The following is a 15,292-nucleotide window of genomic DNA, read 5'->3' as shown; positions in this document are numbered from 1 at the left end:
GCAGGACCTCCAGCAGCGAGCCGATCGCGGGCAACGCGGTCTCGTCGCCCGCGAACACCAGCAGCTCGGCGGTTCCGAGCGGCCGGGCGTAGTCGCGGGACGGCCCGAACCGCCCGAGCACGTCACCGGGTTTCGCGGTGGCGGCCCATCGGGCGGCTGGGCCGTGGTCGCCGTGCAGCACGAAGTCGACCGTCAGCACGCCGTCGGCCAGTGCGCGCACGGTGAAGCTGCGCATCCACGGCCGCGTCTCCTCTGGGAGGGCGAGGTAGGCCTGGTACCAGGTGCCGGTGTCGGTGGCGTCCGAGACGTGAGCGGAGCCGCCCTGCTTGGGGAACAACAGCTTCAGCTGCTGGTCGGGCCACGCGCCGAGGTCGGCGAGGCCGTCGCCGGTGAACGTCACGCGGGTCATCCGCGGGGTCAGCGCCCGCACCCCGGTGACCGTCAGCAGGCTCATGCCAGGTACTCCTTCAGGTGGTGCGCGGTGAGCGTGTCGGAGTGTGCGACGAGGTCGCCGGGGGTGCCGGTGAAGACGACGCGGCCGCCGTCGTGGCCTGCTCCCGGTCCCATGTCGACGATCCAGTCGGCGTGCGCCATGACGGCGAGGTGGTGCTCGATGACGACGACCGTGTTGCCGGCGTCGATGAGCTGGTCGAGCAGGCCGAGGAGCTGGTCGACGTCGGCGAGGTGCAGGCCGGAGGTGGGTTCGTCGAGCACGTAGGTGGCGGCTTTCTCGGCCATGTGGATGGCGAGCTTGAGGCGTTGCCGTTCGCCGCCGGACAGGGTGGTGAGCGGCTGGCCGAGGGACAGGTAGGACAGGCCGACGTCGTGCAGCCGGGAGAGCACGGCGTGGGCCTGGCCGGTGGGGAAGAACTCGCGGGCCTCGGCGACCGGCATGGCCAGGACATCGCTGATGTTCTTGCCCCGCAACGTGTAGCGCAGCACCTCGGGGGTGAACCGCTTGCCTTCGCACTTCTCGCACACGGTGGCGACGCCGGCCATCATCGCGAGGTCGGTGTAGACGAGGCCGATGCCCTTGCAGTGGGTGCAGGCGCCTTCGGAGTTGGCGCTGAACAACGCGGCCTTCACGCCGTTGGCCTTGGCGAACGCGGTGCGGACGGAGTCGAGCAGCCCGGTGTAGGTGGCCGGGTTGGAGCGGCGCGACCCGCGGATCGGGGACTGGTCGACGGTGACGACGCCGGGGCGGCCCCGCAGCGAGCCGTGGACGAGCGAGGACTTGCCGGAGCCGGCCACGCCGGTGACGACGGTGAGCACGCCGAGCGGGAGGTCGACGGAGACGTCGCGCAGGTTGTTGTGCGACGCGCCGGTGATGCTCAGAAAGCCCTTGGGGGAGCGGAACTCGGAGCGCAGCTTGGCACGGTGGTCGAGGTGCCGGCCGGTGAGGGTGCCGGAGGAGCGCAGGCCGCTGACGTCGCCGGAGTAGCAGAGGTGGCCGCCGTTGACGCCGGCGCCGGGGCCGAGGTCGACGACGTGGTCGGCGATCGCGATGGTCTCCGGCTTGTGCTCGACGACGAGGACGGTGTTGCCCTTGTCCCGCAGGCGCAGCAGGAGGTCGTTCATGCGCCGGATGTCGTGCGGGTGCAGGCCGACGGTCGGTTCGTCGAAGACGTAGGTGATGTCGGTGAGCGAGGAACCCAGGTGCCGCACCATCTTCACGCGTTGCGACTCGCCGCCGGACAGCGTGGCGGACTCGCGGTCGAGTGAGAGGTAACCGAGGCCGATCTCGACCAGCGAGTCCAGCGTGCCGCGCAGTGTCGCAAGCAGTGGTGCGACGGACGGGTCGTCGAGCGAGCGCACGAACTGCGCGAGGTCGCTGATCTGCATGGCGCAGCAGTCGGCGATGTTCACGCCGTTGATCCGCGAGCCGAGTGCGGCCTCGTTGAGCCGGGCGCCGCGGCAGGCGGGGCAGGTGGTGAACGTGACCGCGCGGTCGACGAACGCCCGCACGTGCGGCTGCATGGACTCGCGGTCCTTGGCGAGGATCGTGCGCTGCAGCTTCACGACGAGACCCTCGTAGGTGACGTTGGTGCCGCCGATGGCGATCTTCGTCGTCGGTTTGTGCAGGAGGTCGTGGAGCTCCTGCTCGGTGAACTCGGCGATCGGCTTGTCGGGGGAGTAGAGGCCCGAGTGCGCGAGGACCCGCCAGTACCAGGTGTCGACGCCGTAGTTGGGTGCGTCGATCGCGCCCTCGTTGAGCGACTTCGTGCGGTCCACGAACGCGTCGACGTCGATCGCGGTGACCTTGCCCAGGCCCTCGCAGGTGGGGCACATGCCCTCGGGCAGGTTGAAGCTGAACGCGCCGGACGTGCCGGCGTGCGGCTGCCCGAGGCGGCTGAACACGATCCGCAGCATCGTGTGGGCGTCGGTGGCGGTGCCGACGGTGGAGCGGGCGTTCGCCCCCATCCGCTCCTGGTCGACGATGATCGCCGCGCTGAGGTTGCGCAGCGCGTCCACGTCCGGGCGGCCGATCGAGGGCATGAACGACTGCAGGAACGCGGTGTAGGTCTCGTTGATCATGCGCTGGGACTCGGCGGCGATGGTGCCGAAGACCAGCGAGGACTTGCCGGACCCGGACACGCCGGTGAAGACGGTCAGGCGGCGTTTGGGGAGGTCGAGCGAGATGTCCGCGAGGTTGTTCTCCCTGGCCCCGCGGACCTCGATGACGTCGTGGCTGTCGGCAGCGGTCATTGCGAGTGCTTTCCCCCGGTGTATTGCTTATGCCGTAAAGTGTGGACTGACGAGGTTACTTTACGCTGTAAGGAGTCGCAAGGTGGTCGTCTACGCAGGGCAGGGCGATCCCCGCCGTTCGATCGAGCTGCTCTGGCGTGCCGGGGCCGTGCCGGAACGGCGCCCCGGCCCGCGGCCCGCGCTGAGCGTCGACGCGATCGTGGACGCGGGCATCGCGGTCGCCGACGAGGCCGGCATGGCGGCGTTGTCGATGCGCGCGGTGGGGGAGCGGCTCGGGCGCACGGCCATGGCGCTCTACACCTACGTGCCGGGCAAGAACGAGCTGGTCGACCTCATGTACGACCGCGCGATGGCCGAGCTGCCCACCTCCTACGACCTCGGTGACGGGTGGCGCGCGGCCGCCACGGCGTGGGCGAACGCCATGTGGGAGTTCTACGGCCGCCACCCGTGGGTGCTGCAGGTGTCGCAGGCCCGGCCGGTGCTCGGCCCGCACGAGTTCGCCGTCATCGAGTCGCTGGCCGCCGTCGTGGTCACGACCGGGCTGCCCGCCCGGCGGCTGCGCGGCATCGTCGGCGCGATCAACTACTTCGTGCGCGGCGCCGCCCAAGCGCTGGCCGAGGCGCGGGCGGCCCGCACCGCGACCGGTGAGGGCGACGAGGAGTGGTGGTACGCGCGGTCGGCGGTGCTGCTGGAGGTCGAACCGGACCTCGCGCGGCGGTTCCCGGTGCTGCACCTGCTGGAAGGCGACCGCGAGCCCGTCGACCCGGAGCTGCCGTACCTGGAGAACGACGCGGTGGAGAACTTCCGCGGCGGCCTGGAGGTGCTGCTCGACGGGGTGGCGGCGGCCGTGGCTCGCCGGTAACGCGTTCGCAAGCCGGACCGCATCAACCGTTCGGCTGGTCCTGGGCCCGACTTCCGTCGGCCGGGTCGATGCCTTCGGACGATCGCGCCGCCTTTCCGCCGCTGCCAGGGTGGTGGTGGAAGGGGGAGGTTCCATGTTGAGGAGAACAGCGCTGCTGACGACAGCGCTCGTCGTGCTGACCGCCGTGCCCGCCGACGCGCACCGGTCCGGTGACTGGGCGGGGTGGACGAAGGACCTGGCCGGCTCCCGGCACAACGCCGCGGAGTGGCGGATCAACGCCGGCACCGTCGGCAGGCTCAAGGTGAAGTGGGCGTTCGCCTACGAGCGGGGTGACTACAACACGCCGCGCAGCCAGCCCGCCGTCGTCGGCGACACCATCTACTTCGGTGGCCCCGACGGGAAGTTCTACGCCCGTGACGCCCGCACCGGTCGCGCCCGGTGGGAGTTCGCGCTGCCGCCGGCACCCCGGTACGCGTTCAACTCCGACGGCCCGACGGTGGCGAACGGCAAGGTGTTCTTCGGCGACAGCGCGGGCCGGCTGTTCGCGCTCGACCAGCGCACCGGCCGCGAGGTGTGGCGGGCGCAGACCGACGACAACGCCGCCGCGCTGATCACCAGTTCACCGACCGTCCACAACGGACTCGTCTACGTCGGCACGTCCAGCGGGGAGAACACGTTGCCGCGCGACTACCCGTGCTGCACGTTCCGCGGTCACGTCGACGCCTACGACATCACCAACGGGGCGCTGGTGTGGCGCCACTACACCGTGCCGGAGCCGGTCGAGGCCGGTACGTGGCCCAACGGCGCCAAGCGGTTCGAGCCGTCCGGTGCCGGGGTGTGGAGCTCGCCGGTGATCGACCGCAGGTCCGGCACGCTGTACGTGGGCACGGGGCAGAACTACACGGGCAAGGGCGGGGAGTTCGACTCGCTGCTCGCGCTGGACGCGCGCACCGGCCGGGTGCGGTGGACCAACCAGGTCACCGACGCCGACACGTGGCGCAGCGCCTGCAACGAGCCCGACGCCGAGGGCTACTGCCCCGGCCTGAAGGACAACACGAACCTCGACTACGACATCGGTGCGACGCCGAACCTGTTCGAGGTCGACGGCCGCCTGCTCGTCGGTGTCGGTCAGAAGTCCGGTGTGTACCACGTGTTCGACGCGCGGACCGGTCAGGTCGTGTGGCGCCGCCAGCTCGGCGTGCCGCTGCCCAGCGGTGGCATCTCGGGCATCCAGTGGGGGTCGAGCTACGACGGCAAGCGGCTCTACATCTCCACGTTCTTCGCCGATCCGGGCACGCTGTTCGCGGTCGACCCGGCCACGGGCAAGGTGCTGTGGGAGACCCCGGCGCCGGCGGACGGCTGTTCCACCGGCGGTGCGGTCGGGCAGGCGGCCTGCGCGCGGGCGCACGGCGTTCCGGTGACCAGCACGCCCGGGGTGGTCTACCTGGGTGCGGGTGACGGGAAGTTCCGCGCCTACAACGCGAAGACGGGCGCGGTCCTGTGGACGCACGACACCGTGCAGGACGTGCGCGGCGTCAACGGCGTGACCGGGCGGGGCGGGTTCATGGCCGGTCCCGGCAGCGGGGCGGTGGTCTCGGACGGCATGGTCTACGTGCACTCCGGCTACTGGCCCGAGTTCGAGAACCCGCACGGCCACGTGCTCCTGGCGTTCGGGCTGTAGCAGCGACCGGCCTCGCCCCGCACACCGCGGGGCGAGGCCGGTGGTGTCAGCCCAGGAACGCCCCAGGCCTCGGCGAGACGGTCGTGCGGGCGTTGCTGACGCCTTGGGCAAGCAACGAGGGGGCGGGGAAGGCTTCCGGCCAGGTGCTCAGAGCTTTCTCAGGCTGCTGACAGCAGACTCCCAGCCGGCCGGGGCTAACTGGAAGGCAGGGAGGTCGTCATGCTGGTCGAACACACCGTCCCCCTCGGGACCGCGCTGAGAGTCACGGGCTCGTCCGAACGCGGCCCGCGCACCCACAACGCCGACGCGTACGCCTCGCACCACCGCACCTTCGTGCTCGTGGACGGCGTCGGCGACTCGCCGTCCGCCGCCGAGGCCGCGCACGCCGCCGCCCAGGCCGCCGCGCTGCTCACCGACCCGGTCGCCGCGATCCTCGCCGCCCAGGCCGCACTGCAGCTGCACACCGGTGACGCCGTGATCGTGGTCGCCGTCGCCCGCGTCGAGGGCGGGTTCGACCTCGCGTGGGCCGGTGACGCCCGTGCGTACGCCTCGGACGGCGCGGACCTCGTGCAGCTGACGACCGACCACACCGTCGCCGAGTACTTCCGCCAGCGTGGGGTCGTGCCCGGACGGCGGATGGAACACGTCGTCACCAACACCGTGCGACACGCGACACCGGCCACCATCGGCCGTGCCAGCACCCGTGCGCCCCGGCTCGCGCTCGTCTCCGACGGCGTCTACGGGCCGCTGGGACACAACGGCATCGCGGCCATCATGGCCGGCCGTGGGCCTGCGGAACGACTCGTTCGCGCGGCGCTGCACGCGGACGGCACGGACAACGCGACGGCACTCGTCGTCGGCTGAGGGCGAGGGGTCAGCCCGCCTTCTTGCGCTTCTTCTTGCTGGCCTCGACGCTGCGCTGCAACGCCTCCATGAGGTCCATGACGTCGGTGGCGGCCTCGGGCTCCGCTTCGACGACGACCTCGCGGCCCTTCTGCTTGTCCTTGATGAGCTTGTTCACCCGTTCGGTGTATGTGTCGCGGTAGTCCTTCGGCCGCCAGTCATCGGACATCGACTCGACCAGCGACACCGCCATGTCGAGCTCCTTGCCGCGCGGTGCCCGGCCCTGCGGTGCCACGTCCAGCACGTCCTGCGGCGTGCGGATCTCGTCGGCGAAGTACAGCGTGTGCACCGCGAGGAAGCCGTTCTCCTCCTTCAACGCGGTCAGGTACTGCTTGCCGCGCATGACGAACACCGCGATGCCCGCCCTGTTCGTCTTCTTCATCGCCTGCGCGAGCAGCAGGTGCGGCCGGGAGAACTCCTCCTTGGCCGGCCCGAGCCAGTACGTCTTCTGGAAGTGCACCGGGTCGATCTCGTCGAGGTCCACGAACGCCTCGATGTCCAGGGTGCGCGACCGGCCGGGTGCGATGTCGTCGAGCTCCTCCTGCTCGACCACCACGTACTCGCCGTCGTCGACCTCGTGGCCCTTCACGATCTTGTCGTAGGGCACCTCGCGGCCGGTGCGCTCGTTGACGCGCTTGTAGCGGATGCGGTCCGACGTGCCGCGCTGGAACTGGTTGAAGTGCACCGTGTGGTCCTGCGTGGCGCTGTACAGCTCCACCGGGATGTTCACCAGTCCGAAGGAGACGGACCCGCTCCAGATCGCCCGTGCCATGGGGGCCGGGTACCCGCTCGCGCACGAGTGGAACCTGCGTCAAAAGTGATCATGCAACCTCCTCGGCCCCCGGCGGCGTTTCCCCTGTGATCGACACTTTCCTGGGGAGGAAAATTGAAGAAGGCACTACTGGGGCTCGGCTTCGCCGTGGTCGCCCTGCTGGGCACCACCGGGGCCGCGCAGGCCTCCACCCCCGACACCTGGACGGTGGAGGCCTGGCACGACGCCGTGATCAGGGACTGCGAGCACCTCGCCTGCACCCCCGTCGGCGTGATCAGGGCAGGTGAGACGCACGTGGCCTACTGCTGGGAGTACGGCCAGTACGTGCGGGACCTGGGCTACAGCAACAACGTCTGGATCATGGTCAGCATGATGGACGGCGGTCGCTACCTGACCCCGGCGATCTACCTCAAGGGCGACATCCGCGCGAACATCCCCTACGAGGACGACTGCGTGGGCTGACCTCGGCGCCGGGGCGCGCGGGCAGGCGCGTCCCGGCACCACTACGGTCGGTGGGGTGCGAGTCGTAGTCCTGTCCGACACCCACGCGCCGCGGTTCTGGAAGCGGTGTCCACCGGCCGTCGCCGAACACCTGCGCACGGCCGAGCTGATCCTGCACGCCGGTGACGTGTGCGTGGCGCCCGTCCTGGACGAGCTGGCGCAGTACGCGCCGGTCGTCGCGGTGTGCGGCAACAACGACGGCGCGGACGTCGTGGCATGGGGCGCACCCGAGACCGTCGAGCTCGACATCGCGGGCCTGCCCGTCGCGATGGTCCACGACAGCGGCCAGAAGACCGGCAGGCTCGCCCGCCTGCGCCGCCGGTTCCCGGCCGCGCGCCTGGTCGTGTTCGGACACTCGCACATCCCGCTGGACGAGCAGGACGACGGCTTCCGGATCCTCAACCCCGGCTCGCCCACCGACAAGCGCCGCCAGCCGCACGGCACGCTCGCCCTGCTGCACGTCGAGGACGGCGAACTGCTCGACGCGCGGATCGTGCCCGTCACGCCGTGACTAGGTTGTAGGCCATGGGTCTGTCTCGCCGTGTCTTCCTCACCGCCGCCGCGGTTCCGCTCGCCGGATGCACGGCTTCACCGCCCCCGCAACAACAGACCACCTCCACTGCCGCGCCGTTGACGACCACGACCACCACCACGACTGCGGCACGGCACGAACCGCTGTTCGCGCTGGAGCAGAAGTTCGGCGCACGCCTGGGTGTGTTCGCCAGCCGTGGCGACCGCACCGTCGAGCACCGCGCGGACGAGCGGTTCGCGTTCTGCTCGACGTTCAAGGCACTGGCCGCCGCGGCCGTGCTCAGCCGTGACGTCGCACTGGACACCGTCGTCACCTACACCGAGGCCGAGCTGATGAAGAGCTCGCAGATCACCCGCCGGCACGTCACCACCGGCATGTCCCTGCGCGACCTGTGCGACGCGGCGGTCCGCTACAGCGACGGCACGGCCGGAAATCTCCTGCTGCGCACCGCCGGCGGCCCCGCGGAGCTCACCGCGTACCTGCGCGGTCTCGGCGACGAGGTGACCAGGATGGACCGCGTCGAGCCCGACATCACCTCCGCGGTCCCGGGCGACCCGCGCGACACCAGCACCCCGCGCGCCCTCGGCACCACCTACCGCGCGCTCGTGACGGGCACCGCGCTGCCGGAGCGGCACCGGGCGTTCCTGCGCGACCTGATGGAGCGCAACACCACCGGTGACCAGCGCATCCGCGCCGGCGTGCCGAAGGACTGGAAGGTCGCCGACAAGACCGGCACCGGCAGCTACGCGACGATGAACGACATCGGCATCGCCTGGCCGCCCACCGGTGAGCCGCTGCTGATCGCGCTCATGTCCAGCAAACCCGCCGCGGACGCGCCCTACGACCAGGCGCTGCTCGCGGAGGCCGCCGCCTACGTGGCCGCCACCCTGTCCTGAGACCGCGCCCACTGCGCGAGGCGGGGTTCGAGCAGCGCGTAGACGTGCGGGTCGAACCCCATCCCGGTGTGCGTGCTGCGCACCTCGACGCACTCGGCGTACGGGTCCTGGCACAGCTCCCACGGCACGACGCCGTCCGCGCGCGAGAAGATCGAAATCGCCGGCACCCGCAGCGGCTCGGTCATAGACTCGATGTGCTCGGCGTAGCAGGGCCCGTCGAAGCAGTCGGCGTCGAGCAGGCCCGGCAGACCGGCGGCCGACAGCCGCGTCAGGAACCGCGCGACGCGCATGACACCGGGATGCGCGCCCAGCGGGTCGAGCACCGGGCTGCCCATCATCACCAGACCGCGCACCAGATCGGGTCTTCTGGCGGCGGCCAGGCGCGCTAGACCGCCGCCGCGGCTCTGGCCGAGCAGCACCACCGGCGCACCGGTGCGCTCGGCGTGCGCCTCGACGCTGCGCAGCAACCGGCCGAACAACGTGGTCGTGCAGCCGAGCGTGAACCCGATCCGCGCGCTGACCGGCCGGTAGCCGCGGGCGCGCAACCACGACGCCGCCGGTGCGAGGCTCACGTCACCCGCACCGAAACCAGGCGCCAGCACCACGCCGAGACCGCGGCCCGCTGACGGGTCGCCCGCGCGCCACACCGGGTGGCGCACCAGCCTCGGCACGTCGACCAGAGCCCGGAAGGCGCTCTCCCGAGCCGCGGATCGCAGACCGTCGAACATGCGTCTGGTTTGCCGCGGACCCGGCCGTTGAAACCAGCGTCACCGCACGGTGATGCTCTTGAGCGAGGCGTGCCCCGGACGCCACCCGGTCGAGACCGCCACGTACCGCGCCTCCGTCGCCGTCCCGTACGTCCGGCCGTCGACGCTGTACCCGGTCGTGTGCGGCGGCACCGGCCCGTCCGTCCACATGAGCCGGACCTCCTCGATCCGGTGCACCGCACCGAGGTCCACGACCATGCGCCCGTCCTGCCCCGGTGTCCACGCGGTCCGCTGGTCACCGTCGACCGCGGCGGCCGGATCGGTCATCCCCTGCGGCAGCACCGAGTTCGGGAACGTGACCCGCCCGAGCGCCAGGTCGTCGAACGGAAACGCTTGCGCGCCCGGCATCGTGACCGTGTGCTCGGCTTGGCCCAGCACCACCGGCAGCGTGCGGCCGTCCCGGTGCTCCAGCGTGAACCGGGCCGGACCGCCGCGGAACGTCACGCGCCGCCCGTCGTGCACCACGGCCGTGATGCCGGCCGGGATGTCGCGCGCGGTGAACCACGGCGCCTCGACCCGCGCGGTGGCGGCGGGCAGCGTGAGCGCGTAGTTCGTCCCACCGGCGGTGGTGACCTGCGTGCCCCGGTACAACCTCGACCCGCGCAGCGCGACCGTGCCGGTGACGGCGGCGCCGGAGAGGTTGAAGAGGCTGAGGTACCCGTCGGCGACGCTCGCCCGCACCCCCGGCGGGCACTGCGGCGGTGCCTGCGCGGCGATGGCCCGCAGATCGGCCCGCACGTAGCCCTCGACCACGCCCGCGGGCAGCGTGATCGTGTCGCCCTCCACCCTGATCGGCTCGGCCCCGCGCGCGACGAACCCGGCGCGGCCGTCGACGTCGAGCCAGCCCGGCGTGCTCAGGTCCGGCCGCGGGTACTCGACGACCGTCTTCCACGCGGCGCCGTCCACCGACGTCTCGACCCGGTAGGCGCCCGCCGCCGCGGACTCCCAGCGCAGCCGCACCTGCCGCACCGCGTGCGCGGCACCCAGGTCCACCGCGAGCCAGCTGTCCACCCGCCCGCGCTCGGCACGGGAGACCGCCCACCGCGTGTCCGGGTTGCCGTCCGTGGCCATGCGCGGCTCACGGCCGGTGTCGTACGACGACGCCGTGGTCGCCTTGCCGCGGGCGAGGTCGCCGTTCACGTCGAAGTCGAACACCGAGTAGCCGTAGGTGGGATGCGGACGCACCCCGACCACGCGGACATGGCGGGCCGTGGTCTCCGGGAACGTCAGCTCGTCGACCCGGGACGCCTCCCGTGCCCGCACCACGGCCGTGCCCGCGGAACCCCGGTACGTGCGGGAGCCGCTGAGGATGCCGGGCATGTCCAGGTTGTGCACGTCCACCCGGCCGGGCCGGGGGAGCGCGCACACGATCGTGCCGGTGGGCAGCGTGGCCGTGCCCGCGAAGCCGTCCGCGAACGCCAGCAGGCTCGCCGTGGCGGCGAACCCGTCGCGGACCTCCCGGTAGACGACGGTGGCGCGCTTGGTCACGGCAGCGGGCGGCAGCAGCATCGGGGTCGCCCCGCTGATCTTGAACAGCCAGTCGTCGTGCGCGGGCTGCCAGGCGAGCTTCGTGAAGCCCGGCTTCGTGACCGTGCCCGCCCAGGCCGCCGCGGACTGGTGCGTGAGCAGACCGGGGTCCGCGCCGTGGTCGACCGTGAACGCGGCCCGCTCGAAGAACTCCTGCTGCGACACCGGAGCCGGCGCCGGGCGCAGCTCGTGCAGCAGGTAGCTGATCGCGATCTCGGCCCGCGCCTCCGGCTCGTACTTGGCCTCACCGGAGAACTTCGCGAGCCGGTAGGTCGGCGGGTGGTTCTGGTAGGCGAGCAACCGGGCCGCGAGCGCGCTCTCCGCCCACGCCGCCATCCGGTCGCCCAGCACGGTCGCGCGGAACGCGAGCGGGATGACGTCACGCCCGTAGAGGTGCTCCCGGTCGGCGACCATCGGCATCAACGGCTCACCGGCGTCGCTCATGGTCGCGAGGATGGTGCGCCACAACAGCTCCCCGTTCGGCTGCCGGGTCAGCACCTCCGGCAGCGGCCGCCCCGCCAGCAGGAAGTGCACGGCGTTGCGCCCCGAGGTGCGCCACAGCTCCTCCTGGTAGTGCGGGCCGAACGAGCCGTGGTTCTCCACGATGAACGTGTCGTGCAGGTTCCGCGCGGTGTTCGCCGCGATCGGCACACCGTCCACCAGCGCCGGGTTGGCGAGGTCCGCGGCCGGCAACCCGGCCTCGTTGCGGCTCCACCGCCCGAACGCCTCCCGCCACCCGCTGCCGTCACCGTGCCACGCGAGCCCCGGCGCGAGCGCCTGCGCGTAGACGCCCATCTCCTCCAGCTTGGTGTCGCCGCGGTGACCGCCGGTCAGCCCGTTCGGCGTCCAGCTGCCCGACCGCGGGTCGTTGCCCGTGCCGAGCGACGTCGTGTAGTCGGCCTGCCCCCGTGCGATCGTCTCGACGTTCGCCCGCGTCGCCGCGTCCAGCTCGTGCCACAGCAACCGCGCGGCCAGCACGAAGTACGACTGGAACGTGGTGTCCCAGAACAGGGTCTTGCCCCACTCCGTGCCGCCGGTCAGCACGTTGCTCGCGGCGAAGTGCCTGATCGTGGCCAGCGTGCGCTGCCGGAGCACCTCCTTCTCCACACCCGCGAGCGCCGCGTCGTAGGTGCCCCTGGTCAGCAGCACCGCGTTGCCGAGCACGACGGCGAACCCGAAGTCCGTGCGCCGGTACCGCCCGGCCGTCGCGTCGAACTGGGTCTCGGACCACCTCGTGTGCCGCAGCAACACCTCGTGGTAGACGTCCCGCACAGCCCGCTGCGGGGCCGCCTCGCGGGCGAGCGCGGTGCCCGGCGCCGCGGCGAGGATCCCGGGCGCGGCGGCGAGCAGGCCCGTGGCGTGGAGGAAGCGTCTGCGGTCGATCTGCCATGACATCGTTGTCAGCTCCTCGAGGTGAGACCGGCCCGATCGTGTGAGACGGGCCGGTCGGCGGTCAAGGTGCTGATCGATATAAGTCGTTTTGTGGACAGCCGGGCGTGGTCCGTGCTCAGACGGTGACCGCGATCTCCGCGCCCAGCTTCGCCCCGTCCAGCAGCTCCAGGTCGTCCCCGCTCCAGAACCGCCCGGGGTCATACCAGTTCGGCCGGCGCTGGGGCAGCAGCCCCATGGCCTCGTAGGTGACCGCCACGACCTCCGCGCAGAACGCGCTCTCCAGCGTCGCGTCCGCCTTGGGCCGCAACGGGACCCGTCCCCGCAGCCAGCGCGACGCGAGCCGGGCGGTGGTCGGGAACGGCGTGCCGTCCAGGCGGGCGATGGTCTGCAGGACCGCGTCCTCCACCTCCTTGGTGACGGGGTGGTGCAGCTGCCGCACCCACGCGCGCTGGCCGTACTTGTCGTGCCACGTCACCACGGCGTCGCGCAGGTCGTGCAGCTGGGCACCGCGCTGGTGGGTGCCCGACCACATGTCCTTGAGCGACTTGCCGAGCTCCGCGTGCCACATCAGCGGCGGCAGGTCGTCCAGGACCACCGCCATGCCCACGTGGTTGACCGGGCTGTTGGTCATCGCCTGGATCGCCCGGTCCGCCGCGCTGCGGCCGCGGAAGACCCACACGTCGCCGGTCCGGGTCAGTTCGACGGCTTCGTCCAGGGTTGTCGCCATGGGCACGTAGCCTAGGCAACATGAAGCTCTGGAAGGTGCTCGGCATCGCCGCGTTCGCCGGTGTCGCGGCCAGTGGCGCGCTCGTGGCCCGCAACCAGCGCCGCCGGGCCGCCTACACGCCCGACCAGATCAGGGAGCGCCTGCACGAGCGCCTCGCCGAGGCCGGCCGCGCCCAGGACTGAGGGCGCCGGCAGAGCCCGTCAGTCGTGGTCGGGCGCACCGGTCAGGTGGTGGTCGGCGGCGCTGACGGCCTCGGACAGCAGCCTGCGCACGTGCCCGCCGCAGGCGCGGTAGAGCGAACGGCGGCCGTCGCGCCGCACCGTGACCAGACCGGTGAGGCGGAGCTTCGCCAGGTGCTGTGACACCGCGGGCCGCGCGATCTGCACCTTCCCGGCGAGCGTCGTCACGTCGTACTCGTCGCCGCACAACAACCACAGCATGCGCAGCCGCGTCGGGTCGGCGAGCATCCGGAACCCGTCGACTGCGGTCTCGACGTGCTTGCCCGACGGCAGCTGTTGCCAAGACTCCGTTGTTGCAACGTGGTCGCGTGAGCCCATGCCCGCATGATGTCACGGTCGACGTGTGCGTACATGTGCACATATAGTGCCGCGCATGCTGGTCGTGCTGCGCAACCGCACCTACCGCCACCTGTTCGGCGCGCAGGTCGTCGCGCTCACCGGCACCGGCCTCGCGACCGTCGCACTCGGGCTGCTCGCCCACGACCTCGCCGGGGCACAGGCGGGTGCGGTGCTCGGCACCGCGCTGGCGGTCAAGATGCTGGCCTACGTCGGCGTGGCACCGGTCGCGGCCGCCGTGCTCGGCGCGTTGCCGCGGCGGGAGGTGCTCGTGGCGCTGGACCTCGTGCGCGCGGCGGTCGCGGTGGCGCTGCCGTGGGTGGACGAGATCTGGCAGGTCTACACGCTGATCTTCGTGCTGCAGGCCGCATCCGCCGCCTTCACGCCGTTGTTCCAGGCGACCATCCCCGACGTGCTGCCTGACGAACGCGACCACACCCGCGCGCTCACGTTGTCGCGACTGGCCTACGACCTCGAAGGCCTCCTCAGCCCCGCGCTCGCCGCCGCACTGCTCACCGTCGTCAGCTTCGGCCACCTGTTCACCGGCACGTCCATCGGCTTCGCCGCGTCGGCGGTGCTCGTGGTGTCGGTGCTGCTGCCCCGTCCGGTGGCCCGCACGGGCCGCTGCCGCGCCACCACCCGCGGCCTCCGCATCTACCTGGCGACACCACGGCTGCGCGGCCTGCTCGCCGTCCACCTCGCCGCCGCGGCCGCCGGGTCCATGGTGCTCGTCAACACCGTCGGCCACGTCCACGACGGGCTGGGCCGCGCCGCCCCGGACGTCGCGGTCGCGCTGGCGGCCAACGGGATCGGCTCGCTGGCCGCCGCGCTCGTGCTGCCCCGCCTGCTCGACCGGCTGCCCGACCGCGTGGTCGTGCTGCGCGCCTGCGCGGGACTGACCGCTCTGCTGTTCGCCGGCGTCACCGCGGTCTCGGCGCACTGGACGGGCGTGCTCGTGCTGTGGGCGTTGATCGGCGCGGGGTGCTGCTTCGCGCTCACGCCAGGAGCCCGGCTGCTGCGCCGGTCCGCGGCCGACCCCGACCGCCCCGCGCTGTTCGCCGCCGACTTCGCGCTCTCGCACGCCTGCTGGCTCGTCTGCTACCCGCTGGCCGGCTGGGTCGCGAGCACGGCCGGCACCACCGCGGCGTTCGCCGTGCTCGGCGTGCTCGCCGCGGCCGCCGCACTGGCCGCTCCGCACCTGTGGCCCACGGCCGACCCCGAGGTCGTCGAGCACGTCCACGACGACCTCGACCCCGGCCACGACCACCTGTGCGACGCGGTCCCGGCCGGGGGAGCGTGGCGGCATGCTCACCCGTTCCGCATCGACGACCACCACGAGCGGTGGCCGCGCCACTGACGGGTCACTTGCCCGGGGGGAACGACCACGTCGCGATCCTGACCGTTCCCGAAGTGCGGCAGCGCACCGGCAAATCGATTCAGACGGGCTGTGC

14 protein-coding genes and 1 pseudogene are annotated in these 15,292 nt (G+C 71.9%); 8 read left to right on the top strand and 7 right to left on the bottom strand.

All coding sequences use genetic code 11. The annotated features are described in order from the left end of the window. Positions 1 to 4: 4 nt before the first annotated feature. Positions 5 to 409, bottom strand: a pseudogene (locus ACZ7CD_RS27325) (siderophore-interacting protein); the annotation flags it as partial. A gap of 41 nt (positions 410 to 450) precedes the next feature. Then, a complete protein-coding gene (locus ACZ7CD_RS27320; protein WP_458431397.1) occupies positions 451 to 2,706 on the bottom strand; it encodes an ATP-binding cassette domain-containing protein in 2,256 nt (751 codons plus the stop codon). Positions 2,707 to 2,788: 82 nt separating this feature from the next. Between ACZ7CD_RS27320 and ACZ7CD_RS27315 the strand changes: the two genes are divergently transcribed. The 3 genes from ACZ7CD_RS27315 (at position 2,789) to ACZ7CD_RS27305 (ending at position 6,113) form a co-directional block, all read left to right on the top strand. After that, complete coding sequence (locus ACZ7CD_RS27315) at positions 2,789 to 3,568, top strand: TetR/AcrR family transcriptional regulator (RefSeq protein ID WP_360392802.1); 780 nt, start codon at positions 2,789 to 2,791, stop codon at positions 3,566 to 3,568. A gap of 133 nt (positions 3,569 to 3,701) precedes the next feature. Further along, complete coding sequence (locus ACZ7CD_RS27310; RefSeq protein WP_360392805.1) at positions 3,702 to 5,249, top strand: outer membrane protein assembly factor BamB family protein; 1,548 nt, start codon at positions 3,702 to 3,704, stop codon at positions 5,247 to 5,249. A gap of 219 nt (positions 5,250 to 5,468) precedes the next feature. Then, the gene (locus ACZ7CD_RS27305) at positions 5,469 to 6,113 is read left to right on the top strand and encodes a PP2C family protein-serine/threonine phosphatase (protein WP_470380000.1); all 645 of its coding nucleotides are present in this window, start codon (positions 5,469 to 5,471) and stop codon (positions 6,111 to 6,113) included. 10 nt (positions 6,114 to 6,123) lie between these two features. Here the strand turns inward: ACZ7CD_RS27305 and ku are convergent, their stop codons facing one another. Continuing rightward, positions 6,124 to 6,924 carry a non-homologous end joining protein Ku gene (gene ku / locus ACZ7CD_RS27300; protein WP_470379999.1) on the bottom strand — a complete coding sequence of 267 codons (801 nt, stop codon included), beginning with the start codon at positions 6,922 to 6,924 and terminating at the stop codon, positions 6,124 to 6,126. A 114-nt stretch (positions 6,925 to 7,038) separates the two neighbouring features. On the opposite strand from ku, the gene ACZ7CD_RS27295 reads away from it, so the two are divergent. The 3 genes from ACZ7CD_RS27295 to bla are packed head-to-tail and all read left to right on the top strand — an operon-like array spanning position 7,039 to position 8,853. Then, positions 7,039 to 7,386, top strand: coding sequence for a hypothetical protein (locus ACZ7CD_RS27295; protein WP_470379998.1), 348 nt, complete (start codon positions 7,039 to 7,041; stop codon positions 7,384 to 7,386). Between the two features lie 55 nt (positions 7,387 to 7,441). After that, the gene (locus tag ACZ7CD_RS27290) at positions 7,442 to 7,936 is read left to right on the top strand and encodes a metallophosphoesterase family protein (protein ID WP_360392811.1); all 495 of its coding nucleotides are present in this window, start codon (positions 7,442 to 7,444) and stop codon (positions 7,934 to 7,936) included. A gap of 14 nt (positions 7,937 to 7,950) precedes the next feature. Beyond that, positions 7,951 to 8,853, top strand: coding sequence for a class A beta-lactamase (gene bla, locus ACZ7CD_RS27285; protein ID WP_470379997.1), 903 nt, complete (start codon positions 7,951 to 7,953; stop codon positions 8,851 to 8,853). Here the strand turns inward: bla and ACZ7CD_RS27280 are convergent. The 3 genes from ACZ7CD_RS27280 to ACZ7CD_RS27270 form a co-directional block, all read right to left on the bottom strand. Beyond that, a complete protein-coding gene (locus tag ACZ7CD_RS27280; RefSeq protein WP_458431401.1) occupies positions 8,829 to 9,581 on the bottom strand; it encodes an esterase/lipase family protein in 753 nt (250 codons plus the stop codon). The genes bla and ACZ7CD_RS27280 overlap by 25 nt on opposite strands. 39 nt (positions 9,582 to 9,620) lie before the next feature. Continuing rightward, positions 9,621 to 12,542: a discoidin domain-containing protein gene (locus tag ACZ7CD_RS27275; RefSeq protein ID WP_470379996.1), complete on the bottom strand. Its 2,922-nt coding sequence runs from the start codon at positions 12,540 to 12,542 to the stop codon at positions 9,621 to 9,623. Between the two features lie 112 nt (positions 12,543 to 12,654). Then, the gene (locus ACZ7CD_RS27270) at positions 12,655 to 13,266 is read right to left on the bottom strand and encodes a hypothetical protein (protein ID WP_360392823.1); all 612 of its coding nucleotides are present in this window, start codon (positions 13,264 to 13,266) and stop codon (positions 12,655 to 12,657) included. 20 nt (positions 13,267 to 13,286) lie between these two features. Between ACZ7CD_RS27270 and ACZ7CD_RS27265 the strand changes: the two genes are divergently transcribed. Further along, complete coding sequence (locus ACZ7CD_RS27265) at positions 13,287 to 13,448, top strand: hypothetical protein (protein WP_360392826.1); 162 nt, start codon at positions 13,287 to 13,289, stop codon at positions 13,446 to 13,448. Between the two features lie 18 nt (positions 13,449 to 13,466). Here the strand turns inward: ACZ7CD_RS27265 and ACZ7CD_RS27260 are convergent, their stop codons facing one another. Beyond that, positions 13,467 to 13,823: an ArsR/SmtB family transcription factor gene (locus tag ACZ7CD_RS27260; protein ID WP_470379995.1), complete on the bottom strand. Its 357-nt coding sequence runs from the start codon at positions 13,821 to 13,823 to the stop codon at positions 13,467 to 13,469. A 55-nt stretch (positions 13,824 to 13,878) separates the two neighbouring features. Between ACZ7CD_RS27260 and ACZ7CD_RS27255 the strand changes: the two genes are divergently transcribed. Next, a complete protein-coding gene (locus ACZ7CD_RS27255; RefSeq protein WP_470379994.1) occupies positions 13,879 to 15,198 on the top strand; it encodes an MFS transporter in 1,320 nt (439 codons plus the stop codon). Positions 15,199 to 15,292 lie beyond the last annotated feature (94 nt).

This window comes from Lentzea sp. NPDC036949 (assembly GCF_055608075.1).
Note: the sequence above shows the minus strand (reverse complement) of the source record. Positions and strands in the feature narration are given on the sequence as shown.